22 protein-coding genes and 1 tRNA gene are annotated in these 24,649 nt (G+C 71.0%); 18 read left to right on the top strand and 5 right to left on the bottom strand.

Features of this window, described 5'->3' with window-relative positions:
* Positions 1-5 precede the first annotated feature (5 nt).
* Entirely contained in the window at positions 6-1,625 is a 1,620-nt protein-coding gene (locus ABRP24_RS13660; protein ID WP_349847868.1) for an ABC transporter substrate-binding protein, read from the bottom strand.
* Between the two features lie 32 nt (positions 1,626-1,657).
* Between ABRP24_RS13660 and ABRP24_RS13655 the strand changes: the two genes are divergently transcribed.
* Entirely contained in the window at positions 1,658-2,257 is a 600-nt protein-coding gene (locus ABRP24_RS13655) for a TetR family transcriptional regulator (protein ID WP_027464707.1), read from the top strand.
* Between the two features lie 262 nt (positions 2,258-2,519).
* On the opposite strand, the gene ABRP24_RS13650 is transcribed toward ABRP24_RS13655, so the two are convergent.
* Complete coding sequence (locus ABRP24_RS13650) at positions 2,520-3,542, bottom strand: cation diffusion facilitator family transporter (RefSeq protein ID WP_349847867.1); 1,023 nt, start codon at positions 3,540-3,542, stop codon at positions 2,520-2,522.
* A 245-nt stretch (positions 3,543-3,787) separates the two neighbouring features.
* Here ABRP24_RS13650 and ileS point away from each other — a divergent pair, with 245 nt between their 5' ends.
* From ileS to ABRP24_RS13625, 5 genes are read left to right on the top strand one after another with little or no spacing between them, the layout of a single operon-like run.
* Entirely contained in the window at positions 3,788-7,045 is a 3,258-nt protein-coding gene (gene ileS, locus ABRP24_RS13645) for an isoleucine--tRNA ligase (protein WP_349847866.1), read from the top strand.
* A complete protein-coding gene (locus ABRP24_RS13640; RefSeq protein ID WP_181440201.1) occupies positions 7,042-8,535 on the top strand; it encodes a folylpolyglutamate synthase/dihydrofolate synthase family protein in 1,494 nt (497 codons plus the stop codon). Before ileS ends, ABRP24_RS13640 begins: the two co-directional genes overlap by 4 nt.
* Positions 8,532-8,948: a DUF4233 domain-containing protein gene (locus tag ABRP24_RS13635; protein WP_051596525.1), complete on the top strand. Its 417-nt coding sequence runs from the start codon at positions 8,532-8,534 to the stop codon at positions 8,946-8,948. Before ABRP24_RS13640 ends, ABRP24_RS13635 begins: the two co-directional genes overlap by 4 nt.
* 35 nt (positions 8,949-8,983) lie before the next feature.
* Positions 8,984-9,403 carry a nucleoside-diphosphate kinase gene (ndk, locus tag ABRP24_RS13630; protein WP_017885984.1) on the top strand — a complete coding sequence of 140 codons (420 nt, stop codon included), beginning with the start codon at positions 8,984-8,986 and terminating at the stop codon, positions 9,401-9,403.
* 14 nt (positions 9,404-9,417) lie between these two features.
* Entirely contained in the window at positions 9,418-10,266 is an 849-nt protein-coding gene (locus ABRP24_RS13625) for a thioredoxin domain-containing protein (protein ID WP_152377601.1), read from the top strand.
* 70 nt (positions 10,267-10,336) lie between these two features.
* Here the strand turns inward: ABRP24_RS13625 and ABRP24_RS13620 are convergent, their stop codons facing one another.
* Positions 10,337-11,200 (bottom strand): thioredoxin domain-containing protein, encoded by an 864-nt coding sequence (locus ABRP24_RS13620; protein ID WP_349847865.1) that lies wholly within the window; start codon positions 11,198-11,200, stop codon positions 10,337-10,339.
* Positions 11,201-11,231: 31 nt separating this feature from the next.
* Positions 11,232-11,834, bottom strand: coding sequence for a vitamin K epoxide reductase family protein (locus ABRP24_RS13615; RefSeq protein WP_071245032.1), 603 nt, complete (start codon positions 11,832-11,834; stop codon positions 11,232-11,234).
* 347 nt (positions 11,835-12,181) lie between these two features.
* Between ABRP24_RS13615 and ABRP24_RS13610 the strand changes: the two genes are divergently transcribed.
* Together ABRP24_RS13610 and ABRP24_RS13605 are read left to right on the top strand one after the other, a co-directional pair.
* Positions 12,182-15,193: an Rne/Rng family ribonuclease gene (locus ABRP24_RS13610; RefSeq protein WP_349847864.1), complete on the top strand. Its 3,012-nt coding sequence runs from the start codon at positions 12,182-12,184 to the stop codon at positions 15,191-15,193.
* A gap of 1 nt (position 15,194) precedes the next feature.
* Positions 15,195-16,016 carry a hypothetical protein gene (locus ABRP24_RS13605; protein WP_349847863.1) on the top strand — a complete coding sequence of 274 codons (822 nt, stop codon included), beginning with the start codon at positions 15,195-15,197 and terminating at the stop codon, positions 16,014-16,016.
* Positions 16,017-16,212: 196 nt separating this feature from the next.
* Here the strand turns inward: ABRP24_RS13605 and ABRP24_RS13600 are convergent, their stop codons facing one another.
* Positions 16,213-16,485 (bottom strand): DUF4031 domain-containing protein, encoded by a 273-nt coding sequence (locus ABRP24_RS13600; protein WP_349847862.1) that lies wholly within the window; start codon positions 16,483-16,485, stop codon positions 16,213-16,215.
* A gap of 179 nt (positions 16,486-16,664) precedes the next feature.
* Here ABRP24_RS13600 and rplU point away from each other — a divergent pair, with 179 nt between their 5' ends.
* The 10 genes from rplU to ABRP24_RS13550 all read left to right on the top strand — a co-directional run bounded on the left by rplU (position 16,665) and on the right by ABRP24_RS13550 (position 24,571).
* Complete coding sequence (gene rplU / locus ABRP24_RS13595) at positions 16,665-16,973, top strand: 50S ribosomal protein L21 (protein WP_027464715.1); 309 nt, start codon at positions 16,665-16,667, stop codon at positions 16,971-16,973.
* A gap of 12 nt (positions 16,974-16,985) precedes the next feature.
* Entirely contained in the window at positions 16,986-17,237 is a 252-nt protein-coding gene (gene rpmA / locus ABRP24_RS13590; protein ID WP_017885976.1) for a 50S ribosomal protein L27, read from the top strand.
* Positions 17,238-17,341: 104 nt separating this feature from the next.
* Positions 17,342-18,904 (top strand): GTPase ObgE, encoded by a 1,563-nt coding sequence (obgE, locus tag ABRP24_RS13585; protein ID WP_071245029.1) that lies wholly within the window; start codon positions 17,342-17,344, stop codon positions 18,902-18,904.
* A 7-nt stretch (positions 18,905-18,911) separates the two neighbouring features.
* Positions 18,912-19,730 (top strand): glutamate 5-kinase, encoded by an 819-nt coding sequence (gene proB, locus ABRP24_RS13580; protein WP_217499638.1) that lies wholly within the window; start codon positions 18,912-18,914, stop codon positions 19,728-19,730.
* A 578-nt stretch (positions 19,731-20,308) separates the two neighbouring features.
* Positions 20,309-21,574 carry a glutamate-5-semialdehyde dehydrogenase gene (locus ABRP24_RS13575; protein ID WP_214558645.1) on the top strand — a complete coding sequence of 422 codons (1,266 nt, stop codon included), beginning with the start codon at positions 20,309-20,311 and terminating at the stop codon, positions 21,572-21,574.
* Positions 21,575-21,614: 40 nt separating this feature from the next.
* Positions 21,615-21,815 carry a hypothetical protein gene (locus ABRP24_RS13570; protein ID WP_035807661.1) on the top strand — a complete coding sequence of 67 codons (201 nt, stop codon included), beginning with the start codon at positions 21,615-21,617 and terminating at the stop codon, positions 21,813-21,815.
* Between the two features lie 11 nt (positions 21,816-21,826).
* Positions 21,827-22,426, top strand: a complete 600-nt coding sequence (nadD, locus tag ABRP24_RS13565) for a nicotinate-nucleotide adenylyltransferase (protein ID WP_027464719.1) — start codon at positions 21,827-21,829, stop codon at positions 22,424-22,426.
* Positions 22,423-23,883 carry a hypothetical protein gene (locus tag ABRP24_RS13560; RefSeq protein ID WP_349847861.1) on the top strand — a complete coding sequence of 487 codons (1,461 nt, stop codon included), beginning with the start codon at positions 22,423-22,425 and terminating at the stop codon, positions 23,881-23,883. The genes nadD and ABRP24_RS13560 overlap by 4 nt, the downstream gene beginning before the upstream one ends.
* Before the next feature lie 132 nt (positions 23,884-24,015).
* Positions 24,016-24,390, top strand: a complete 375-nt coding sequence (rsfS, locus tag ABRP24_RS13555; RefSeq protein WP_027464721.1) for a ribosome silencing factor — start codon at positions 24,016-24,018, stop codon at positions 24,388-24,390.
* A gap of 108 nt (positions 24,391-24,498) precedes the next feature.
* A tRNA-Ala gene (locus ABRP24_RS13550) sits at positions 24,499-24,571 on the top strand.
* The last annotated feature ends 78 nt before the right edge of the window (positions 24,572-24,649 follow it).

Here is a 24,649-nt window from a genome sequence, read left to right as displayed (position 1 = left end):
CCGTGTCAGCGGTCGATCCAGGCGGTGCCGAACCAGGGCGTCGAGACCGGGGTGGTCCGGATGCCGTGCACGGCCGAGCGGACCAGGAAGTGGTTCTGCTGGTCGTACAGGGGGAGCGCCGTGTCGCTCGCCAGGATCGCTTTCTGGGCCTGCTCGTACAGGTCGGCACGCTCGTCGGCCTCCGAGGTGCGGGCTGCCTGCTCGAGCAGCCGGTCGAGCGCGGGGTCGTCGAGCTGGGCGAGGTTCGCGAAGTAGCCGGACGGTGCCGGTTCGATGCTCGCGCTGTCGTACAGGATGCGCAGGACGTCGGGGCCGACCTTCGTGTACGGGGCGCTGACGACGTCGTACTCGTTCGCGGCGAGGGCGGCGTACCAGCTCGACAGGTCGAGTTCGTCGAGGACGACCTTGAACCCGACGGCCTTCTCGGACGCCTGGATCTGCTGGAACAGGCTGCGCTCGGCCGGCACCGACTGGTTCGTCGAGACGGGGAACGTCACGGTGAGCTGCTGGCCGTCCTTCTCGCGGATGCCGTCCGACCCGACCTTCCACCCGGCGTCGTCGAGGAGCTGCTTCGCCTTGGTGGGGGAGTAGTCGAACCGGCTCTTCTCCGAGTACGCGAGCGGCTCGGCGCTCGAGAGCACCGAGTACGAGCGCTTCGCGGTGCCGAGGAACAGCGACTGCAGGCCGGGGTCGATTTCCGCTCCGGCGATGAAGGCCTGGCGCACCGCCTCGTCGCGGAACACCCCGTGCCCGGAGTTCAGCTCGAGCCGGTTCGAGGCACCAGGGCGCGGGGCGTCGAGGTCGCGGATCGCGCCCTTCGCCGACGCGGCCTTGAGCTGGTCGGGCTGGGCGTTGTCGATCACGTCGACCTGGCCGGACTGCAGCGCGGCGTAGCGCGAGGTCGAGTCCGGCAGGAACCGCCACGTGATGCCGGACAGGCGCGGCTTCGTCGCGCCCCAGTAGTCGGTGTTCTTCGTCAGGGTGACGCGGTCGCCGTGCTTCCAGCCGGTGACCCGGAACGGGCCGGTGCCGACGGGGGACTCGCAGTTCGTCGCCTGCTCGCGCTCGAGCGCCTTCGGGGACTCCATGCCCACCCAGGGCTGCGAGAAGGACTCGAGCAGCGCGCTGTCCGGCCGGCTCAGCGTCAGCGTGACGGTGTGCTCGTCGGTGGCGGTCGCCTTCGTGATGGACTGCAGCGCCAGGTAGCCGGTGCTCGAGGCGGTGGCCGGGTCCTGCACGTGCTCGATGTTCGCCACGACCGCGGCGGCGTCGAACGGGGTGCCGTCGGTGAAGGAGACGTCGTCGCGCAGGGTGAACGCCAGGGTCTTCCCGTCGTCGCTCGTGGTCCACTTCGTCGCGAGTTCCGGCGTGGGCTTGCCGTCCTCGAGCCCGACGAGCTCCTCGATGTACTGCGTCGCCAGGAGCGCCTGCGGGTAGTTGCCGCCGACGTGCGGGTCGAGGCAGGTCGGTTCGGCGTCGCCGGAGGCGTAGGTGAGCGTGCCGCCCGGGACCGGGGTGCTGCTCCCGGTGCTCGTGCCCGGTCCGCTGCAGGCAGCCAGGACGAGCAGGACCGCCGAGGCGCCCGCGACTGCGGTGAGGGTTTTCTGTACTGAGTCCAAGATCATGGCTGACCGAGTCTAGCGGTTTACTGGGGCCCATGGACGAACCGATCCGCCGCGGTGGCCGCCCCCGACGCTCGAGCGCCGAGGTGCTCGCGGACGCCGCCGCCGAGCTCTTCCTCGAGCAGGGGTACGGACGCACCACGGTCGACCAGATCGCCGCCCGCGCCGGGGTCAGCCGCGCGACGTTCTTCAACTACTTCCCGGCGAAGGCCGACGTGATGTGGCTCGAACTCGACGCCGCCGTCGCCGGGCTGCCCGGGTACCTCGCCGCGTCGACCGAGCCGAGCGTCGTCCGGGCCGTCGAGCAGGCGCTCCTCGCCGCAGCCCGTGCCCACGACCCCGAGCGGGTGCCGTGGGCCGTCGCGCAGGCCGAGGTGATGGGCATCGGGCCCGAACTGGTAGCGGGCGTCGCGGTCCGGGTGACGGCGCAGCACGAGGCCGTCGCCGCCTTCGTCGCGGGCCGCACGGGGGAGCAGCCGCGCTCGCTCTGGCCGCAGACGGTGTCCGGCGCGATGCTCGGTGCCGCCGCCGCGGCGTTCGGGGTGTGGGTCACCGACGGGGTCGGCCGCCGTGCGCTCGTCGAGTACGTCGCGGCGGCGCTCACCCCGGTGGTCGCGGGCCTCGACGCCCGCTGACGCCGTCGTCCTGCGGTCGTGCCCGGGGCGGTGGTCGTGACCGACGGTCGGTCTGGAGGCTCGTGGCGGTCTGGCACCGCGCCTCCCGTCCGCGGGTCGGTCGCTCACAGAACACGCCGTCGTCTTCGCGGAACGCCGCCTCGCCGGCGAGACGCCGCCGGATTCGGCGGCGTCTCGAGCTCGTGGCGGCGTCGGACGAACACGCCGGCGTCCCGCGACACCCGCCCGACACCCGCCCGCACGCCCGCACACCCGCTGACGCTCACTCCGTACGCAGGGTCCCCGCCCCACCGGACGCCACGTCCGAAGCCGTGCCGTCCCGCACGACCTCGGGCACGTCTCCGTCGGTCGGTACCAACGACTCGTCGCCGGGGTAGCTCAGGGTGAGGACGGCCTCCTCGATGTACGGGCTGTCCTCGAGCGACTTCTCCACGTCACGCAACCGCACCGCCACGTGCTCCTCGGTCTCGTTGCCGGTCAGGTCGACGGCCGCGACGAGGTACACCCGCGACGGCCCCACGAACTCCAGGTGCAGGTAGGTGACCCGCTCGACCTGCGACCGGCCCAGCAGCTCGACGAGCACCGCGTTCTCGAGTTCGGGGGACGTGCTCTGACCGAGCAGGAACCGGCGGTTGCGGTCGATCAGGACGATCGCGACGACCCCGAGCAGCACACCGATCGCGATGGAGCCGAGCGCGTCGAACACCGCCAGCCCGGTGACCTGGTGCAGGAACACCCCGAGGAACGCGACGACCAGGCCGATCAGCGCCGCCGCGTCCTCGGCGAACACCGCACGGAGCGTCGGGTTCGACGACTGCAGCACGTGCCGCAGCACCGGGACCTTGCGCTTGGTCGCGGCACCGTGCGCCTGCCGGTACGCCTGCAGGAAGCTCGTGCCCTCGAGCAGGAACGCGACCCCGAGCACGACGTAGTTGAGCACGACGTCCTCGGCCGGCCCGGTGTCCCCGAACTCCGAAATGCCGTGGTAGATCGACACGATCGCACCGGCCGTGAACAGGCCGAACGCGGCGAACATCGACCAGATGTACGTCTCGCGTCCGTACCCGAGCGGATGCGCGGTGTCCCGCTTCTTGCCGCCCCGTCGTTCCGCGACGAGCAGGAACACCTCGTTGCCGGTGTCCGCCCAGGAGTGCGCCGCCTCGGCCACCATCGAGGCCGAACCCGAGACGAGCGAGGCGATCGTCTTCGCGATCGCGACGAGCAGGTTCGCCCCGAACGCGATCAGGACGGTGACGAGTGACTCGGGGCGTTCTTCTACAGGCATCACTCAAGCATGCTCCCGTCCGGTAAAGTCGTGTTCCAAGAGCGTCGATCCGGCCATCACCGGGGAGCTTCCGGAAGAACGCGGAGCGCACCAGCGCCTCCGTCAGTAGAACCGGGCGGGTTCGGGACCGTCACCACCCCCGACACAGAGCGGTCGCACAGCGCACGTTGGGCGGCAAACGAGGTGGTACCGCGGAACCTGTTTTCCGTCCTCGTGGAGATCGAGCGAACCCACAAGGAGTCCCGGTGCCGTACCCGTTGAACGCCGATGCCGATGGCGTCGTCCCCTCGCCGAGCTTCCCCGCCGTCGAGCGGGGCATCCTCGCCTTCTGGAAGCGCGACGACACGTTCCAGGCGTCCATCGACGCGCGACAGGGCTGCCCGGAGTGGACCTTCTACGACGGCCCGCCGTTCGCCAACGGCCTGCCGCACTACGGGCACCTGCTGACCGGGTACGCCAAGGACGTCTTCCCGCGCTACCAGACCATGCGCGGCAAGCAGGTGCACCGCCGCTTCGGCTGGGACACCCACGGCCTGCCCGCGGAGCTCGAGGCGATGCGGCAGCTCGGCATCACCGAGAAGCACGAGATCGACGCCATGGGCATCGACGTCTTCAACGCCGCCGCCAAGAAGTCCGTGCTGCAGTACACCGACGAGTGGCAGGAGTACGTCACCCGCCAGGCGCGCTGGGTCGACTTCGAGGACGACTACAAGACCCTCGACGTCACCTTCATGGAGAGCGTGCTCTGGGCGTGGAAGCAGCTCTGGGACAAGGGTCTGGCGTACGAGGGCTTCCGGGTCCTGCCGTACTGCTGGAACGACCAGACGCCGCTGTCCAACCACGAGCTGCGCATGGACGACGACGTCTACAAGATGCGCCAGGACCAGTCCGTCACCGTCTCGTTCCCGCTGCACGGCTCGCGCGCGGACGCGCTCGAGCTCACCGGCGTGCGGGCACTCGCCTGGACGACGACCCCCTGGACCCTCCCGACGAACGCCGCCCTGGCCGTCGGTCCGGACATCGCGTACGCGGTCGTCCCGGCAGGGCCTGGAGGCGCGGCTGACGGTGGCGAAGCGGGTTCCGCCTCGTACCTCCTCGCGTCCGACACCGTGGCCGCGCACGCGAAGGAGCTCGGCTACACCTCGGGCGACGAGGCGCTCGCCGCCGTCGCGCGCACGCTGACGGGCACCGAGCTCGACGGCGTCGAGTACGAGCGTCTGTTCGACTTCCTGGCCGATGCCGAGGGCTACGAGAACGCGTGGCGCATCCTGGTCGCCGAGTACGTCGAGACCGGTGAGGGCACCGGCATCGTGCACCAGGCCCCGGCGTACGGTGCCGACGACCAAGAGGTCTGCGCCGCCGCCGGCATCCCCGTGGTGCTGTCCCTCGACGAGGGCGGCGTCTTCACGTCGCAGTTCGGCGAGGTCGCCGGCATGCTCTGGTCGGACGCGAACAAGCCGCTGACGAAGGCCGTCCGCGACGCCGGGCGACTGCTCCGCCAGGCGTCCTACGAGCACAGCTACCCGCACTGCTGGCGGTGCCGGAAGCCCCTCATCTACAAGGCCGTCTCGTCGTGGTTCGTCCGCGTCACCGAGCTCCGCGACCGCATGGGCCAGCTCAACCAGGACATCAACTGGGTGCCGGACAACGTCAAGGACGGCCAGTTCGGCAAGTGGGTGGGCAACGCCATCGACTGGTCGGTCTCGCGCAACCGCTACTTCGGCACGCCGATCCCGGTGTGGCAGTCCGACGACCCCGAGTACCCGCGCACCGACGTGTACGGCTCGCTCGCCGACATCGAGCGCGACTTCGGTCGCCTGCCGGTGAACGCCGAGGGTGAAGTGGACCTGCACCGGCCGTTCATCGACGACCTGACGCGGCCGAACCCCGACGACCCCACCGGCAACTCGACGATGCGCCGGATCACCGACGTGTTCGACGTGTGGTTCGACTCCGGGTCGATGCCGTACGCCCAGGTGCACTACCCGTTCGAGAACGCTGCGTGGTTCGAGTCGCACAGCCCGGCCGACTTCATCGTCGAGTACATCGGGCAGACGCGCGGCTGGTTCTACGTCATGCACGTGCTCTCCACCGCGCTGTTCGACCGGCCGGCGTTCCAGAACGTCATCAGCCACGGCATCGTCCTCGGCTCGGACGGCCAGAAGATGTCGAAGTCGCTCCGGAACTACCCGGACGTCTCCGAGGTCTTCGACCGCGACGGCGCCGACGCCATGCGCTGGTTCCTGATGTCCTCGTCGGTGATCCGCGGCGGCAACCTGGTCGTCACCGAAGAGGGCATCCGCCAGGGCGTCCGCGAGTTCATGCTTCCGCTGTGGTCGACGTACTACTTCTTCACCCTCTACGCGAACGCCTCGGGTCCCGACGGCTACCGGGCCCAGCGCCGGACCGACTCGACCGACGTGCTCGACCGGTACCTGCTCGCGAAGACCCGGGTCCTCGTCACCGACGTCCGGACGCACCTCGACGCGCTCGACACCCCGCTCGCGGCCCAGGCCGTCCGCGACTTCGCCGACGTGCTGACGAACTGGTACGTCCGCCGCTCGCGCGACAAGTTCTGGACCGGGGCCGACGCGGACGCCGGAGCCGAGACCCGTGCGGCGTTCGACACGCTGTACACCGTGCTCGAGACCCTGACCCGGGTCGCCGCCCCGCTCGCGCCGCTCGTCACCGAGGAGATCTGGAAGGGCCTGACCGGCGGGCGCAGCGTCCACCTGGCGGACTTCCCGGACCCCGACGAGTTCCCCGCCGACGACGCCCTCGTCGACGCGATGGACCGTGTGCGCGACGTCGCCTCGAAGGGCCTGGCGCTCCGCAAGGCCACCGGCAAGCGCGTCCGCCTGCCCCTCGCCACCCTGACCCTGGTGGTGCCGGACCCGGCCGCGGTCGAACCGTTCGCCGACATCCTGCGCGACGAGCTCAACGTCAAGCGCGTGGTGCTCGAAGCCCAGGCCGAGGAGTCGCTGGCGCAGTACGGCATCGAGCGGAAGCTCACCGTGAACGCCCGCGTCGCCGGCCCCCGCATCGGCAAGCAGGTGCAGCAGGTGATCCCGGCCGCCAAGAAGGGCGACTGGACCGCGACCGACTCCGGCGTGACCGTCGGCGGCGTCGACCTGATCGAGGGCGAGTACTCGCTCGACCTCACGGTGGCCGACGCCTCGGTGGCCGTGGCGTTCCTCGACGAGGGCGGCTTCGTCGTGCTCGACACCGTGACCACGCCCGAGCTCGAGGCCGAGGGGCTGGCCCGCGACGTCGTCCGCGCCGTCCAGCAGGCCCGCCGCGACGCCGACCTCGACGTCAGCGACCGCATCGCCCTGACCCTCCGGGTGGACGACACGGCCGACGGCGCGGTCCGCACGCACCAGGAGCTCATCGCGGGGGAGACCCTGGCGACGAGCGTCGAGATCGAGCCCCTCGGGGCGGACGACACCACCACCGACGTCGGTGACGGTGCGAAGGTATCCGTGGAGGTAGCACGCGCATGAGTGACGACGACCAGTACGACGGCCACGAGGCGAACGAGGAGTTCGTCGGACACGACGAGTTCGACGGTCGCGACGAGGACGGCATCCGGATCCCGGTCGGCCCCTCCGGAGACGCTCCGGCCGACGCCGTGCCCTACGGCGGCGACGACGACGAGGTCCGCCGCGTCGAGGCCGCCCTGTACGCCCGCATCGGCGAACAGGCCCCCGAGCGCCGGCTGACCGCCACCCGCCGCGCCGTCGAGCTGCTCGGCGACCCGCACCTGGCGTACCCGGTGATCCACGTGACGGGCACGAACGGCAAGACGTCGACCGCGCGCACCATCGAGAGCATCGTCCGGGCACACGGTCTGCGCACCGGTCTGATGACGAGCCCGCACCTGGTGTCGATCCGGGAACGCATCGTGGTCGACGGCCAGCCGATCGCCGCGGACCGGTTCGTCGAGAACTGGGACGACATCGCCCCGGTGCTCGAGATCACCGACCGCGAGCTCGCCGACAAGGGCGAACTCCCGCTGACCTTCTTCGAGGCGCTCACCGTGCTCGCCCTGGCGTGCTTCGCCGAGGCGCCGGTGGACGTCGCCGTGATCGAGGTCGGGATGGGCGGCGAGTGGGACTCCACCAACGTCGTGCAGAGCCAGGTGTCGGTGTTCACGCCGATCGCGATCGACCACGCGAAGCAGCTCGGTGCCACCGTGGCCGAGATCGCCCGCACCAAGTCGGGCATCGTCAAGCCGTCGTCCGCCGTCGTGTCGAGCCGACAGGTCCCCGAGGCCCTCGCCGAACTCGAGCGCGCCGCCGAGCTCACCGAGTCCACCCTGGCCGTCGAGGGTACGGGGTTCAGCGTCGTCGACGTCACCCCGGCCGTGGGCGGACAGCTCATCACCGTGCAGGGCATCGCCGGCCGCTACGACGACCTGTTCCTGCCGCTGTTCGGCCGGCACCAGGCCGAGAACGCCGCCGTGGCGATCGCGGCGGTCGAGTCGTTCCTCGGCCGCGGGGCCCAGGCCCTCGACGAGGACGTCCTGTCGGAGGGCATCGCCGGCACGACCAGCCCCGGTCGCCTGCAGCCCATCGCGACCGACCCGACCGTCGTCGTCGACGCCGCGCACAACCCGCACGGTGCGAAGGCCCTGGCCGAGGCGCTGCCGGTCGCGTTCCCGTCCGAGCACGTCGTCGGCGTCGTCGGGATCCTCGGCGACAAGGACGCCCGCGGGTTCGTCCGCGCGCTCAAGGACACCGTCGCGACGTTCGTCGTGACGCAGCCGCCGGGGGAGCGGGCGCTCGACGCGGACGAGTTCGCCCGGGTCGTCGTCGACGAGGTCGGCGAGGACCGCGTCGTCGTCGAGCCGTCCCTGGCATCCGCACTGCAGGAAGCGCGCAGCCTGGCCGACGAGGCGGACGCCGAGGACGCCCTCGTGCTCGTCGCTGGCTCCATCGTGATGGTGGGCGCGGTCATGGACCTCGTGCACCGCGAAGGCGAGGCGAAGTGACGGACGCACCACGGGCCTCCCGGCCGGGCCGCGCACCGCGCACCCGGAAGCCGCGCCGCGAACGCGGGGCGCAGGAGAGCCTGCTCTCGATCACGCTGGTGCTCGAGGCGATCATGTTCTTCTTCCCCATGCTCGTCGTCTTCGGCAAGGGCACGCTGCCGCCCGCCGCGGCCTTCGGTGGCGGCATCGGCGCGATCATCGTCCTCGCAGCTGCCTCACGTCTGACGGGCAACCGGGCCGGTGTATGGTTCGGGTGGCTGCTGCAGGCGGCCATCCTCGCCACCGGGTTCATCGAACCGTTCATGTTCGCGGTCGCCGTGGTGTTCCTGGCGCTGTGGGTCTTCTGCTTCGTCAAGGGCGGTCAACTGGACCGTCAGAACGCCGCGCGCCGAGCGGCCATGGGCGAGGACTGACCACCACATTCGACCCCGAACACAGGGAGTACTGCGTGTCCGACTTCGAAGAGACCCTCGTCCTCGTCAAGCCCGACGGCGTCGCCCGCCAGCTGACCGGTGAGATCCTCCGCCGGATCGAGGCGAAGGGCTACGAGCTCGTCGACCTGAAGATGCTCACCGCACCGCGCGACCTGCTCGACGCGCACTACGAGGAGCACCAGGGCAAGCCGTTCTTCGAGCCGCTCGTCGAGTTCATGCAGTCCGGTCCCGTCGTCGCCGTGCGCGTCGCCGGCAACGGTGCGATCGCGGGCTTCCGCTCGCTCGCCGGCACCACCGACCCGACCTCGGCCGCGCCCGGCACCATCCGTGGTGACCTCGGCCGCGACTGGGGCCTCAAGGTGCAGCAGAACCTGGTCCACGGTTCGGACAGCCCCGAGTCGGCCGCGCGCGAGCTCGCGCTCTGGTTCGCCTGAGCGACGGGGACGACGTGACGAACAACGACCGACCCACCAAGAACGAGCGGCGTCAGCACGCCCGAGAGGTCGCACGGCAGCGCGCCGACGCCGAGAAGCGCCGCAAGCGCCGCAACAAGTGGTTCCTGCAGGGTGGCATCGGCCTGGGCATCCTGGCGATCGCTGCGATCATCGCGATCGTCGCGGTGAACGTGAACAACGCGCCCGTGGTGTCCGCAGCCGGGCCGAAGAACATGGCCACCGGCGCGATCCAGTTCACCGGCCAGGACGGCAAGGTCACCCCGGTGACCACGCCGGCCGTCTCCGCGACGGGTTCGGCCTCGCCGGTCCCGACGGCGAACAGCGACGGCGCCGTGACGGTCACCGAGTACGTCGACTGGGCCTGCCCGGTCTGCAAGCAGTTCGAGGCGGCCTACTCCGACCAGATCCTCGACAAGGTGAAGTCGGGCGACGCGACCCTGGCGATCCAGCCGGTGTCGATCCTCGACCGCAGCTACGCGGGCTCCCGCTACGCCAGCCGTGCCGCGAACGCCGCCATGTGCGTGGCGAACTACGCGCCGGACAAGTTCCTCGACGTGCAGACGCAGTTCTTCGAGAACCAGCCGGCCGAGGGCACCAAGGGCCTGACGAACTCCGAGATCGCGAAGCTCGTCAAGGCGGGCGGCGCGACCGGTTCGGACCTGTCCGAGTGCCTGTCGTCCGAGCAGTTCAAGGGTTGGGTGACGAAGTCCACGCAGGCCGTCACCACGAACGAGGCGCTCGCGGGCACGCAGGGCTTCGGCACGCCGACGATCGTCGTCGACGGCAAGCGCCTGGACGACCTGAGCACCGTCATCACCGCGATCGACGCCGCGGCGAAGTAGCACTCCCCGAACGACCGACGGCCCTCGCTCCCATCCGGGAGCGGGGGCCGTTCGTCGTGAGCGGGGAAGGCTAGGACGCCCTGCCGTGCTTCCGGACGAAGGCCGCGAACGCGTCGACGTCGGCGAGGGACGCCGCGCCGTCCGCGTTGTACTGCTCGCCGTCGACGATGATCGTCGGCGTGCTCGTGATCCCGTCGAGCGACGAGTTCGGCACCGGGTCGTTCATCGCCCGGTTCGTGGCGTCGGCGACCCACCCGGCGAAGTCCTGCCGGGTGATGCACGGCGCCACGGCCGGATCCGTCGCCCCGGCCTGGCGCGCGAGGGACGCCAGCTCGTCGTTCGTGAGTCCGCGCGTGCTCTCCGAGGGCTGGTGTTCGTAGAGCGAGCTGTTGAACGCCAGGAACGCGTCCGGGTCGTGGTCCGCCACACAGGCGGCAGCCGCAGCCGACCGGGTGGAGTACCGCGATCCGAGCGACACGCGGTCGAGCAGCCCGAGCGGATGCAGCTCGAGGGTCGCGGTGCCGTCCTCGACCCACTGTCGGATCCGGGGCATCTGGGCCGTCTCGAACTGGTTGCAGTACGGGCACATGTAGTCCGCGTAGATCGTGATCGCGGCCTTGGAGCCGTCCTGCTCGGTCGGCGTCGGGGTCCCACCATCGGGCACCGCCCGGGTCTCGACGGGCACGATCCTGCCGTGCACCCCGGTGAGCAGGACGCCGTCGCTCGCCGCGTTCCGCGGACCCGGCCCGGCGGGCTGCACGGAGTTCGCGATCACCAGGACGACGACCGCGACCACCGCGAGGCCACCGACGACGATCCCGCTGATGCCGAGTGTGCGGAGGCGCCGGCGTCGAGACTGCTCCGCGGCCCGCGCCGCTCGCGCACGTTCCCGTGCGGCGTCCCGGCGTGCCCTGCTGCTCTCGTGCTCGCTCATCGATCCCGAGCGTAGGGGCAGCGGGGACGGCTCAGAAGCTGGTGAGGACCGCGGGGAACTTGATGATGATCGTGACGATGATGACCAGGTAGTTCGCCAGCGCGAACGCCCAGCTGAAGGGCAGGAGCGACCGCCCGACGCGCTGCGCCCCGGCGCCGAAGCGACCCTGCGCCGTGTTCCAGATGGTGAACACCCAGAACATCGGGATGGTCATCGACCAGACGAGCATGCACCACGGGCACAGGGCACCGATGACGAAGACGGTCTGCGTGAACAGCCAGGTCACGAAGACCCATGCCAGGAAGACCCCGGCGTTGAAGACGATCCAGAACCAGCGCGAACCGTTCCGGAACCCGGCGAGCAGCAGCACCGCGACGGCGATCGGGGCGACGAACCCCATGACGCCGAGCAACGGGTTCGGGAACCCGAACAGGTGCCCCTGCCAGCTGGCCATCACGTCGGAGCAGTTGATGAACGGGTTCACGTCACAGCTCAGGACGGCCTTCGGGTTCTGGTACTTCGTGAACTCGTCGAGGACGAGCCGGAACGAGCCGAACAGGCCGACGATCCCGGTGACGAGCAGGAAGACCGCCATCGCGATCGGACGACGGGGGGCAGGGGCAGACGCGGTCACGCGGTCATCATCGCATGCGGGTTCCGGTGCTTTCCGGGTGCGGCATGCGATAATGCCTGGAGGTCGTGCGGCCAACCGCACACCGAAGAGAGCTTTCCGAGTGACGCCCCACCGGGCCGAACCCGGACGATCAGGTGCGGTGAGAGCGCACTGTGGTCGGGCAGCGTCACTCCGACGCCGAGCCGGACCGGGCCGGGTGCCCGGACCGGAACGGGCGCGGACGCAACGAGAAGTTGACGCGGACCGATCACGAGACAGCGAGCGCGGGGGCGTCGACGCCGCCCGCCACGACACAGAATTCCCGCCACCCGAAAGGGTGCGAGTGGGGCCGAGGAGTGCACCAGTCCATGGTGGAGCAGAACAACGACAACACGACCAACGACGAGAACGCGCCGAAGCGCCGGAGCCGCCTGTTCGGCGGTCGCCGCGCCCGGTCGTCCGGCCAGGAGGCCCGTGGGAGCGCCGAGCAAGCACCCCACGCCGACGAGACCCTCGCGCTGACGGGCGGCGCTGACGCCCGTCCCGCGGCCAGCGTCGCGTCGGCCGGTTCGCCGGACTCTCCCGATTCGCCGGACTCGCCCGACTCCCCGGCCTCGCCGGCGTCGCCCGTCGAGCCGACCGACACCGGGGCGGTCTCCGTCGCGGTCGAGGCCGTCGCCGACAGCGGTGCCGAGCCGCACGACGTGAGCACGCTGACCGGTGACCTGCCGGTCGTGACGGGCGACCAGTCGGCGACCGCGACCGACGGGGCGGACGCGGACCGCGCCTCCCGTCCGGCCGATGCCGCACCGACGGCCGAGGCGAGCGACGACGCAGCACCCGCTGACGAGCCGTTCGTGCCGAAGGCCACGAGCACGCTCAGCCTGATCTTCCACGCGCCGGTGCTGCCGGAGCTGCCGCAGCGCGCGCCCCGGTTCGATCGTGATCGTGATCGTGATCGTGATCGTGATCGTGACCGCGACCGCGACCGTGACGAGGACGACCGCTACGACCGCGAGGACCGGTTCGACCGCGATCGCGACCGTGACGACCGCGACGACCAGGGCGGCTCGCGCCGTCGCTCGCGTCGCCGTGGTTCGAGCGCCGACCGCGAGGCCCGCGAGCCGCGCGACCACCAGGAGCCGCGCCGCCGCGAGCCGGAGCTCATCACCGAGCCGCAGCGCATCAAGGGCTCGACCCGGCTCGAGGCGAAGAAGCAGCGCCGTCGTGACGGCCGCGATGCCGGACGCCGCCGTCAGGTGGTCAGCGAGGACGAGTTCCTCGCCCGCCGCGAGAGCGTCGACCGCCAGATGATCGTCCGCTCCAGCTCGTCGACGATCGAGATCGGCGTGCTCGAGGACGGCATCCTCGCCGAGCACTACATCACCAAGTCCGAGAACGTGTCGCTCATCGGCAACGTCTACCTCGGCAAGGTGCAGAACGTCCTGCCCTCGATGGAGGCGGCGTTCGTCGACATCGGTCGTGGCCGGAACGCCGTGCTCTACGCCGGTGAGGTCGACTGGAACTCCGTCGAGACCGGCAACCACGGTCGCCGCATCGAAGCAGCGCTCAAGCCGGGCGACAAGGTCCTCGTGCAGGTCACGAAGGACCCGGTCGGCCACAAGGGTGCCCGCCTCACCAGCCAGATCTCGTTGCCGGGTCGCTACCTGGTCTACGTGCCGAACGGCTCGATGAACGGGATCTCGCGCAAGCTGCCGGACACCGAGCGTGCCCGACTGAAGAAGATCCTGAAGGAGGTCCTGCCGGAGCACGCGGGCGTCATCGTGCGCACCGCTGCCGAGGGTGCGACCGAGGAGCAGCTCACCCGCGACGTGCAGCGCCTGACCAGCCAGTGGGAGGCCATCCAGAAGAAGGTCGCCGGTGGCCACGCCCCGGTGATGCTGCACTCCGAGCCCGACCTGCTCATCAAGATCGTCCGCGACGTCTTCAACGAGGACTTCACGAAGCTGATCATCGACGGCGAGGCCGCCGGCGGCACCATCGACGAGTACCTGTCGGCCGTCGCCCCGGACCTCAAGGACCGCGTCGTCCGGTACGAGGGCCCCGACTCCTTCGAGGAGTTCCGCCTCAACGAGCAGATCGACAAGGCGCTCGACCGCAAGGTCTGGCTGCCCTCCGGTGGTTCGCTCGTCATCGACCGCACCGAGGCCATGACGGTCGTCGACGTCAACACGGGCAAGTTCGTCGGCTCCGGCGGCAACCTCGAGGAGACGGTCACGAAGAACAACCTCGAGGCCGCCGAGGAGATCGTCCGGCAGCTCCGCCTGCGGGACATCGGCGGCATCATCGTCGTCGACTTCATCGACATGGTGCTCGAGGAGAACCGCGACCTCGTGCTCCGCCGCCTGGTGGAGTGCCTGAGCCGTGACCGCACGAAACACCAGGTCGCCGAGATCACCTCGCTCGGCCTCGTGCAGATGACCCGCAAGAAGATCGGTGTCGGTCTGCGCGAGTCCCTCGACGAGGTCAACGCCAAGATCAACGACAACAACGCCGACCCGGGCCCGAGCAAGGGTCGCCGCAAGGGCCGTGGCGGGAACGGCAACGAGAACGGCCGGTCCGGCAACGGCGGGAACGGCGGCAACGGCAACGGGAACTCCGGTTCGTCGGGGTCGTCGGGGTCGTCGCACGGCGCGTCCAGCCAGGCGCACCAGATCACGGACGACGTGAAGAACGCGCTGTCGCGGATCGCCGCCTCGACCCTGTCGCACGACGAGCAAGAGGCAGCGGCGGCTGCCGTGACCGCGACGGAGACCACGGCACCGTCGTCGGCCGACGCGTCGACCGGCACGGACAGCACGGGTGGCGAACAGCCGACCGGTTCGAAGCGTCGTCGTCGTGGCCGTGGGAGCCGCGGGGGAGACCAGCAGAACGGCGACCAGCAGAACGGTGACCAGCAGGCCGCCGCGCCGGCTGGGGCCGCCGATGCCGCCGAGCAGTCGGACGCACCGGAGTCCTCGGCAACCGCCGAGCCCGCCGTGGTCGTCGAGCCCGAGGCGCGCGCGCCGAAGGCCGCTGCTCCGGCCGTCACGGAGCCCGCTGCCGCACCGAAGGCGAAGGCCCCGGCCCGCCGTCGCGTGAGCTCGAGCGCCACCGTGACCCCGACCGACAACACCGTCGCGATCCTGGACATCCCGATCGCCGCGGCGCCCAAGCGCGAGCCGCGTGCGGTCGCCCCGGACGCCGAGTCCCTGCTCGACTCGGTGCTCCAGGCGCTCCCGGAGCCGAAGCAGCCCGGACAGGGGCGCTCGCGTTCCCGCCGGGTCTCGTCGCCGAGCATCAGCGCTCCGGCCACGCCGACGGAGGAGTCGACCGACGACGCCGACGGCTCCGACGGCGCAGTGATCCTGGGGAACTGACGTGACGAACCCGGGCGACCCGCAGCAGCAGCGTGGGTACTACGGTGCGGGCTGGTCCCAGCCCGAACCGCCCGGCCCGGGTGCCCAGCAGCCCGGTGGCCCCGTGCCGCCGCAGCAGGGCGGTGTGCCGCAGTACGGGCGTCAGCCCGGTGCCGGTGCGCCGTACGCCCCGCCGCGGCCGCCCCGTGCCCCGGCAGACCCGCGTCGGGCCTTCGCGCCCGGAGCCTCGGTGACGAACACGGCCGGCGCGCTCATCGCCGTGGTGGCGCTGGTGCTCGTCGAGTTCGTCTCCGGGCTCTTCGGGCTGCTCGGCACCTCGCTCGTGGTCAGTCCGTTCCGGCACTACGGCGCCGGCACGAGCCTGCTCGGCAGCTTCACGACCGGGGTCTTCGTGGCGCCGTTCCCGTACTACGTCGGGGCTTTCCTGGCCCTGGCGTTCCTGACGCCGATCGACCGCCGCAGTCCGCTGCCGAGGCTCCTGCTCCGCGTGGTCCTCGCCGGCGCCGCTGGCACGGTGGCCCTGATGCTCGTCGGGGTCTTCACCGGGTCGCTCGGAGCGACCACCGCAGGCGCTTCCCAGCTCGTCATCGACGTGGTCACGCGGCCGCTGCAGAACGGTCTGCCGTTCACGGTGATGCTCCTGGCGACCGCCACGGCGGCCTGGCTCTGGCTCGGTCGACCGCGCCGCGGACGAGGCCCGTCGACGACCCCGGGCATGCCGGGCACCGTCCGACCCGCCGACGCGGTGCCGCCGTCGACGATCCAGCAGCAGCCCCAGCAGCAGCCCCCGGCGAACCCCTGGGGCGGTCCAGCGCCCCGCTGAGCCCGCCCGCGGCCCCTCGCACGGTGCGAGGCCTCCGCCGACCCGTGCGAGGTTCCGTACTCGGTGCGCCCGTCTCCGCGTCGCACGGAGTACGGAACCTCGCACCGTGCGCGCGGCCCTGCGAGCCGGCGACGCGCCGTGCGAGGTGCCGCGCGGGCGGACCCGAACCGAGCCTCCCGGCCGCCCTGACGCGCTGTCAGCCGCTGCGCTTGTCCCGCTGCGCCACGCGCAGCCCACTGCGGATCAACCGCAGCACGAGCTCGCGACCGGTCACCGCCGAGGCGCCCGCGGCCACCAGTTCGTCGTACCGCTCGAGCGGGACGTCGTAGTGGTCGTGGTCGAACGCACGGCGCGGCACACCGGCCCGCGCAGCGAACGCGTGGAGTTCCGCGTAGGATTCATCACTGACGAGGTGCGACCACAGTGTGTCGTGGGCGGGCCACGTCGGTGGGTCGATCAACACGGTCACCGTGCAATCGTACGGGTGTCGCCGTTTGACCGGACCCAGGGTGATCGAGTATTCTCGGTCCCTGGTGTCAGCGGGCCGTTCTGCCTGCGTCGCCGATCGGGCCCGGCCTTCCGGGAGCCGCTCGTGCAGAAGTGGGCACCCGAGACTTCCCTCAAGCAGAGTTACGTAAGGATTTCCACGTGGTTTACGCAGTAGTGCGCGCCGGCGGCCGTCAGGAGAAGGTCGAGGTCGGCACCATCCTGACCATCGACCGTGCCAAGGCGGACGACAAGGGCAACATCGACCTCGCCCCCGTGCTCCTCGTGGACGGTGACAAGATCACGTCGGCGGCTTCCGAGCTCGCGAACGTGACCGTCACCGCCGAGGTGCTCGACGACCTCCGTGGTCCCAAGGTCATCATCCAGAAGTTCAAGAACAAGACCGGGTACAAGAAGCGCCAGGGTTTCCGCGCTGAGCTGACCCGCGTCAAGATCACCAAGATCGCGTAAGGGAGTCAACTCATGGCACACAAGAAGGGTGCGAGTTCCACTCGCAACGGTCGTGACTCGAACGCACAGCGCCTCGGCGTGAAGCGCTTCGGTGGCGAGGTCGTCAACGCCGGCGAGATCATCGTCCGCCAGCGCGGTACCCACTTCCACCCGGGCGCCAACGTCGGCCGCGGTGGCGACGACACGCTGTTCGCCCTCTCGTCCGGTTCGGTCGAGTTCGGCACCAAGGGTGGCCGCAAGGTCATCAACATCGTCAACGCGTAGTCGTTCGAACGACTGCAGCTGGAGGGGCGGGCCGAGTGCCCGCCCCTCCTTCGCTTTTCCCGCCGACGATCCCGTCGGCACAACGAAACACCAGGAGTGGACCCATGGCGACCTTCGTCGACCGCGTGACCCTGCACCTCAGCGCGGGGCACGGCGGCAACGGCTGCGTGTCGGTCCGCCGTGAGAAGTTCAAGCCCCTCGCCGGGCCCGACGGCGGCAACGGCGGTGACGGCGGTGACATCGTGCTCGTCGCCGACCCGCAGGTGACGACGCTGCTCGGCTACCACCGTTCCCCGCACCGCTCGTCGAAGAACGGGCAGCCCGGCATGGGCGACCACCGCAGCGGTGTCAGCGGCGAGGTCCTCGAGCTCCCGATGCCCGTCGGCACCGTGGTGTACGACGAGTCCGGCGACGTCATCGCCGACCTCACCGAGCCCGGCATGCGCGTCGTCGTGGCCCCCGGTGGACAGGGCGGCCTCGGCAACGCGGCGCTCTCCACCACGAAGCGCAAGGCCCCCGGCTTCGCGCTGCTCGGCACCGAGGGCTGGGCGGGGGACATCAGCCTCGAGCTGAAGACCATCGCCGACGTCGCCCTCGTCGGGTTCCCGAGCGCCGGCAAGTCCTCGCTCATCGCAGCCGTCTCCGCCGCCAAGCCGAAGATCGCGGACTACCCGTTCACGACCCTCACCCCGAACCTCGGTGTCGTCGAGTCCGGTGACACCCGGTTCACCGTCGCCGACGTCCCCGGTCTGATCGAGGGCGCGTCCGAGGGCAAGGGCCTGGGCCTCGAGTTCCTGCGCCACGTCGAGCGGTGCGAGGCGCTCCTCCACGTCATCGACTGCGCCACGCTCGACCCGGGCCGCGACCCGATCAGCGACCTCGACGTCATCCTCGGTGAGCTCGAGCGTTACCCGGTCCCCGAGGGCCAGGTGCCGCTGCTCGAGCGCCCGCAGCTCATCGCCCTGAACAAGATCGACGTACCCGAGGCGCAGGAGCTCGCCGAGTTCGTCACCGCCGAGCTCGAGGGCCGCGGCTACCGCGTCTTCCCGATCTCCACGGCGTCCCGCAAGGGGCTCCGTGAGCTGACCTTCGCCCTGGCCGACATCGTCGAGCAGGCCCGCGCCGCCCGTGCGGCCGAGCCCGTGCCGGAGCGCATCGTGCTCCGCCCCCGCTCGGTCAACGAGAAGCCGTTCACCGTGCGCGCCGAGGGTGGCGAGGAGCACCGCTTCTACCGCGTCCGCGGCGCCAAGCCGGAGCGCTGGGTGCAGCAGACCGACTTCACCAACGAAGAGGCGATCGGTTACCTGGCCGACCGGCTCGCGAAGCTCGGCGTCGAGGACGGCCTGTTCAAGGCCGGAGCCGTCGCCGGCTCGACCGTCGTCATCGGTGGCGACGGCGGCATGGTGTTCGACTGGGAGCCCACGCTCACGTCGACCGCGGAGCTCATCACGAGCGCCCGTGGCACCGACGCCCGCATCGGTGCGACCTCGCGTCCGACCCGCAACGAGCGGCGCGAGGAGTACTTCGAGCGGATGGACGCCAAGGCGGCCGCCCGTGCCGAGCTCGAGCAGGAGCGCGTCTCCGGGCTCTGGGTGGACGACGACGTGGTGACCAGCGACCAGCTCGGCACCAGCGAGCAGGTCGAGACCAGCGACCAGAAGGACTGACCACGGCATGACCGACACGACCGCCCGCACCGACCTCGGACCCGTCACCCGGCGAGAGGACATCCCGCGTGCGCGGCGGATCGTGGTCAAGGTCGGCTCGTCCTCGGTCAGCGGTGACGCCGCCGGCCAGATCGGCCCCCTGGTGGACGCCCTGGCCGCCGCCTACGGTCGGGGGACCGAGGTCGTGCTCGTGTCGTCCGGTGCGATCGCGACCGGGTTCCCGTTCCTCGGACTCGAGGGCCGTCCGGACGACCTCGCCACGCAGCAGGCTGCGGCGGCCACCGGGCAGAACGTCCTGATGTTCCGGTACCAGAAGGAACTCGATCGGCACGGCGTCGTCGCGGCGCAGATCCTGCTCACCGCCGGTGACCTGCAGAACCCCACACACCGGGTGAACGCCCAGCGCGCCATCGACCGCTTGCTCGCCCTGCGCGTGCTCCCGATCGTGAACGAGAACGACACCGTCGCCACGCACGAGATCCGTTTCGGCGACAACGACCGGCTGGCGGCCCTGGTGGCCCGGCTGCTCGGGGCCGACGCCCTCGTGCTGCTCTCCGACGTCGAGGCGCTCTACACGGCACCCCCGGAGCAGCCCGGCGCGACCCGCATCGACGAGGTGCCGTTCGGCGACGAGCTGGCCGGGGTCACCTTCGGCTCGATCGGCACCGCCGGCGTCGGCACCGGGGGAGCGGGGACCAAGGTCGCCGCCGCGCGGCTCGCGGCCGAGGCGGGCACCGCGGTGCTCGTGACCGACACGGCGCTGGTCGACCGCGCGTTGGCGGGCGAACACCTCGGCACCTGGTTCCACGCCGCGCCGCGTCCCTGAGACGGGTTGCGCCCGGAGCGGTCACGACTCGCCGTCGGCCCGGTGCCGACTGGTCGGGAACCGTCGGTGCGGGCGTCGCGGAGCGACGATCTGCGACCGCTCGCGTGGTGCGGGACGACGTGTCCTGACCGACCGACGGGGTGGACGCGACCGCCTGGAGGCCCGGTGCGGGTCCCGGGGGCCGGTGGCGGGCCTCCAGGCGGTCACGACTCCCCGTCGCGACGCGGTCGTGTGGTCGGGAACCGTCGGTGCGGGCGTCGCGGAGCGACGATCTGCGACCGCTCGCGTGGTGCGGGACGACGTGTCGTGACCGACCCACGGGGTGGACGCGACCGCCTGGAGGCCCGGTGTGGGTCCCCGGGACCGGTGGCGGGCCTCCAGGCGGTCACGACTCACCGTCGCGACGCGTTCGTGTGGTCGGGAACCGTCGGTGCGGGCGGCGCGGAGCGACGATCTGTGACCGCTCGGCGGGCGGGGGCGACGTGTCGTGACCGGTCGGTGCGGCGGACTGGGCCCGGAGGCACGGCGAGTGTCCGGAACGCCCGTCACGAACCGAGGGGCGGACCTACAATCGGTCCATGTCGTCGATCGCGCCCGCCCCGACCCTGACCGACAAGCTCGTGGCCGCTCGGGCCGCCTCGTCGGCGCTCGCGACCGCGACGACCGCCGTCAAGGACGCGGCCCTCGGCGCGATCGCCGCGGCTGTGCGTGCCGCGACCGACGAGATCGTCGCCGCGAACCACGACGACCTCATCGCCGGCGAGGACGGCGGACTCTCGTCCGGGCTGCTCGACCGGCTGCGACTCGACCCCGGCCGGATCGAAGCCCTCGCCGCCGCGGTCGAGCACGTCGTCGGGCTGACCGACCCCGTGGGGGAGCACGTGCGCGGGTCGCAGCTGCCGAACGGACTCCAGCTCACCCAGGTGCGCGTGCCGTTCGGTGTCGTCGGGGCGATCTACGAGGCACGCCCGAACGTCACCGTCGACATCGCCTCGCTCGCGCTCAAGTCGGGCAACGCCGTCGTGCTCCGTGGCGGATCGGCGGCCCAGCACACGAACGCCGTGCTCGTCGCCCGGATCCAGGACGCGGTCGAGTCGGTCGGCCTGCCCCGCGACCTGGTGCAGACCATCGACGAGTTCGGCCGCGCCGGTGCCACCGAGCTCATGCGCGCACGCGGCCTGGTCGACGTGCTGATCCCGCGGGGGAGCGCCGCACTCATCCAGACCGTCGTCACCGAGTCGCAGGTGCCCGTCATCGAGACCGGTGCGGGCGTCGTGCACGTGTTCCTCGACGCCTCCGCGCCGGAGCAGCGTGCGGTCGACATCGTCCTGAACAGCAAGGTGCAGCGGCCGAGCGTGTGCAACGCCCTCGAGACCCTCCTGGTGCACGAGGCCGCCGCCGAACGACTTCTGCCGGTGCTGGCCGACCGGTTGCGGGCGTCCGGTGTGACGCTGCGCGGCGACGACGCCACGCGGGCGATCGTGCCCGGGGTGCTCCGTGCCACCGACGACGACTGGGCGACCGAGTCGATGGACCTCGATCTGTCGATCCGCGTCGTGCCCGACGTCGACGCGGCGATGGCGCACATCGCACGGTGGTCGACGCACCACACGGAGTCGATCGTCACGAACGACGTCGACACCGCCGAACGGTTCCTGGCGACGGTCGACTCGGCGGTCGTGATGGTGAACGCGTCGACCCGGTTCACCGACGGCGGCGAGTTCGGTTTCGGGGCCGAGGTCGGCATCTCGACGCAGAAGCTGCACGCGCGCGGTCCGATGGGCCTGCCGGAGCTGACGAGCACGAAGTGGATCGTGCGCGGCTCCGGGCAGATCCGCGGCTAGACTGAACGGCGTCTTTCCCCGACCGAACGGAGCACGAACGATGACCCTCCTCGCAGAAGCTGCTGAGCACGCCTCCGGGGCGCCCGCGTTCGTGTTCCCCATGGTCGGCGCCCTCTTCTTCATCTTCCTCGGCTTCGTGACCTGGAGCTTCCGCGACGTGGCCTACCGCCACTCCCAGAAGTTCGAGGCCACCCGCCACCACGAGACGGGTGTCGACGAGTTCGGCCACACCAAGATCTGACCGACCACTCGATGCTCGAGACCACCGGACGGCCACGCATCGGCGTGATGGGTGGCACGTTCGACCCCATCCACCACGGGCACCTGGTCGCGGCGTCCGAGGTGGCGCGGGCGTTCGACCTCGACGAGGTCGTCTTCGTCCCCACCGGACAGCCGTACATGAAGTCCGACGTCACCGACGCCGAGCACCGGTACCTGATGACCGTGATTGCCACCGCGTCGAACCCGATGTTCACCGTCAGCCGCGTGGACATCGACCGCCCGGGGCCGACGTACACCGTCGACACCCTGCGGGATCTGCACGAACAGCGACCAGATGCCCAGCTCGTCTTCATCTCGGGCGCAGACGCCGTTCAGCAGATCGTCGACTGGAAAGACCATGATGGTCTCTGGGACCTCGCGCACTTCGTGGCCGTGACGCGTCCGGGACACGCCTTGAGCCTCACCGGATTGCCCGAGCGGGACGTAAGCTTGCTCGAAGTCCCTGCACTGGCCATATCCTCGACGGATTGCCGTGACCGGGTTCGACGGGGGTTCCCCGTCTGGTACTTGGTTCCCGACGGTGTCGTCCAGTACATCTCCAAGCACCATCTGTATCGGAGCGTTGCATGAGTTCGTCCGACGCGCAGCCGCCCCTGTCGCGGCGCCAGGCGCGCGAGCGGGAGCGTGCCGCCGCGGCCGGTTCGCAGCCCGCGACGCCGCCCCCGACCGTCGCCGCACCCGCCGCCGAGACCCCCGAGTCCCGCCGTCCCGGGTCGCACGTCGCCCCGGCCCCCGGTGGCCCCGCCCAGTCGTCCGCGCCGGCATCGGCGCAGACCGCTCCGGCGTCTGCCTCGTCCGTCCCGGCGTCGGCGCCCGCGGCCGGTGTGCCGCCGTTCCCGCCCGCTTCCGCGACCGAGATCGTCCCCGGCAGCGGTGGGCTCACCCGTCGGCAGATCCGGCAGCTCCGCGCCGCCGAGCGCCAGGCGGTGCAGCCGGTCCCGCTGCAGGACCCCACGCCCCAGTCGTCCGACCGCACCGTCGAGGACGTCCTCGGGTCGGTGGACACGATCGACCCCACCGCCGGGCCGCAGAGTGCTCCGGACGCCGAGGCCACGCACGACGAGCAGCCCGCTGCCCCGACGGTCCTCGACCAGGCCGCGGTCGCCCAGGCCACCGAGGCCGACGGCTCCCCGGACGCGCTCGAGCCCCTCGACGAAGCCGCCGCGCACGCCGAGGAGCCCCGCCGCCACCGGTCGACGTGGTCGCCGCCCGCCGACGTCACCGACTCCGACACGCCGGCGACCGACGTCCCCGAGTCGGACGCGCCGGTGAACGACGCCCCTGCGGACGAGACGACCGACGTCGCCCCGGCGGACGAGCCGTCCGAGGACGCTCCCGCTCCCGCTGCCGGGTCGCAGCCCACCGTCACGCCGGTGCCGATCCCGACGAACACCGCCGCAGCGACCCCCGCGGTGTTCCCGCTCTCGCTCGACGCCGAGGACGACGACACCAACGAGGTGCCGCTGCCCGAGCCCGCCACCGAAGCTCCGAAGGTCCCCGCCGCGTTCCCGCGTCCGACCGAGCCGAAGCCGGTGACCACCGCCTTCGCGCCGCCCGCCGGCCACTGGTCCCAGCAGGCGCACGACTCGAACGACTCCGAGGTGCACGACGCCGAGACCGGCACCCGTCGCGTCGCGGTGACGAACACGAACGCGATCATCCTGCCGAACTCGGCCCTGGCCGACCCCACCGGCGCCCTCAACGCGACGGGTGAGGTGATCCTGACGGGGTCGATCGACCTTCCGGCATCGCTGTCGTCGACGGGGTCGCACCGGCCGATCGACGGCGCCGAGGTCGACCGCCTGCTCGAGCAGCAGGACGAGCAGCCCGACACCGACGCCAGCCCGGTCCGGGCCAGCCGCGCGGTGTCCAGCCACACCTCGACCCGCCAGGTCGTGCTCGCCGCCGCCAAGCCGAAGGAGTCGCGCACGCCGCTGATCCTCGGTGTCACGGTCGGCGCGGTCGGACTGGCTGCGGCCGGTGTCATCATCACCGCACTGCTCACCACCCACGCGTTCGGCGGCTGACCGCTGCCGTCCCCGACGTCCGTTCTCCACCACCCCGCCGACCCTGGCCTGGCCGCTGTCGGCGGGGTGGCTTATGATCGTGACCCATCAAGCGAACCGGCTGTCCGTCGGTTCGACGACCGGAAGGAATCCGTGACCGCCTCCACTCGCGCACTGGAACTCGTGCAGGCCGCAGCACTCGCGGCCGACGCCAAGCAGGCCGAGGACCTCGTCGCTCTCGACGTGACCGGGCCGTTGCAGCTCACGGACGTGTTCCTGCTCGCAACCGGTCGGAACGAGCGCAACGTGCAGTCCATCGCCGATGCCGTCGAAGAACGCCTCCTCGAGCTCGGTGCCAAGACGCTCCGCCGCGAAGGCCGTACCGAGGGCCGCTGGGTCCTCATCGACTTCGGCGAGATCATCGTGCACGTCTTCCACGACGAAGACCGCCAGTACTACTCGCTCGAGCGTCTCTGGGCCGACTGCCCGACGATCCCGCTCGAGCTCCCGGTGGACCACACCGCCTGATCAGCGACGCGCCCGGGTGACGGATTCGATTTCGTCGCCCGGCGTTCGCATGGTGTACGCTTCTATGGTGCCTCCGGGGAACCGGTTGGTACGAAAGCAGCACGATCTGGGTCTGTGGCGCAGCTGGTAGCGCACCTGCATGGCATGCAGGGGGTCAGGGGTTCGAGTCCCCTCAGATCCACCCTCAACCCCGCCGTTCCTCGGAACGGCGGGGTTTTTCGTGCGCCCGTCAGGCCTCGGCGGCCCGATACGCTGAGCG

The organism is Curtobacterium sp. WHRI 8282, assembly GCF_040223925.2.
Classification (GTDB): Bacteria; Actinomycetota; Actinomycetes; order Actinomycetales; family Microbacteriaceae; genus Curtobacterium; species Curtobacterium flaccumfaciens.
This window is presented reverse-complemented; position numbering and strand designations above follow the sequence as displayed.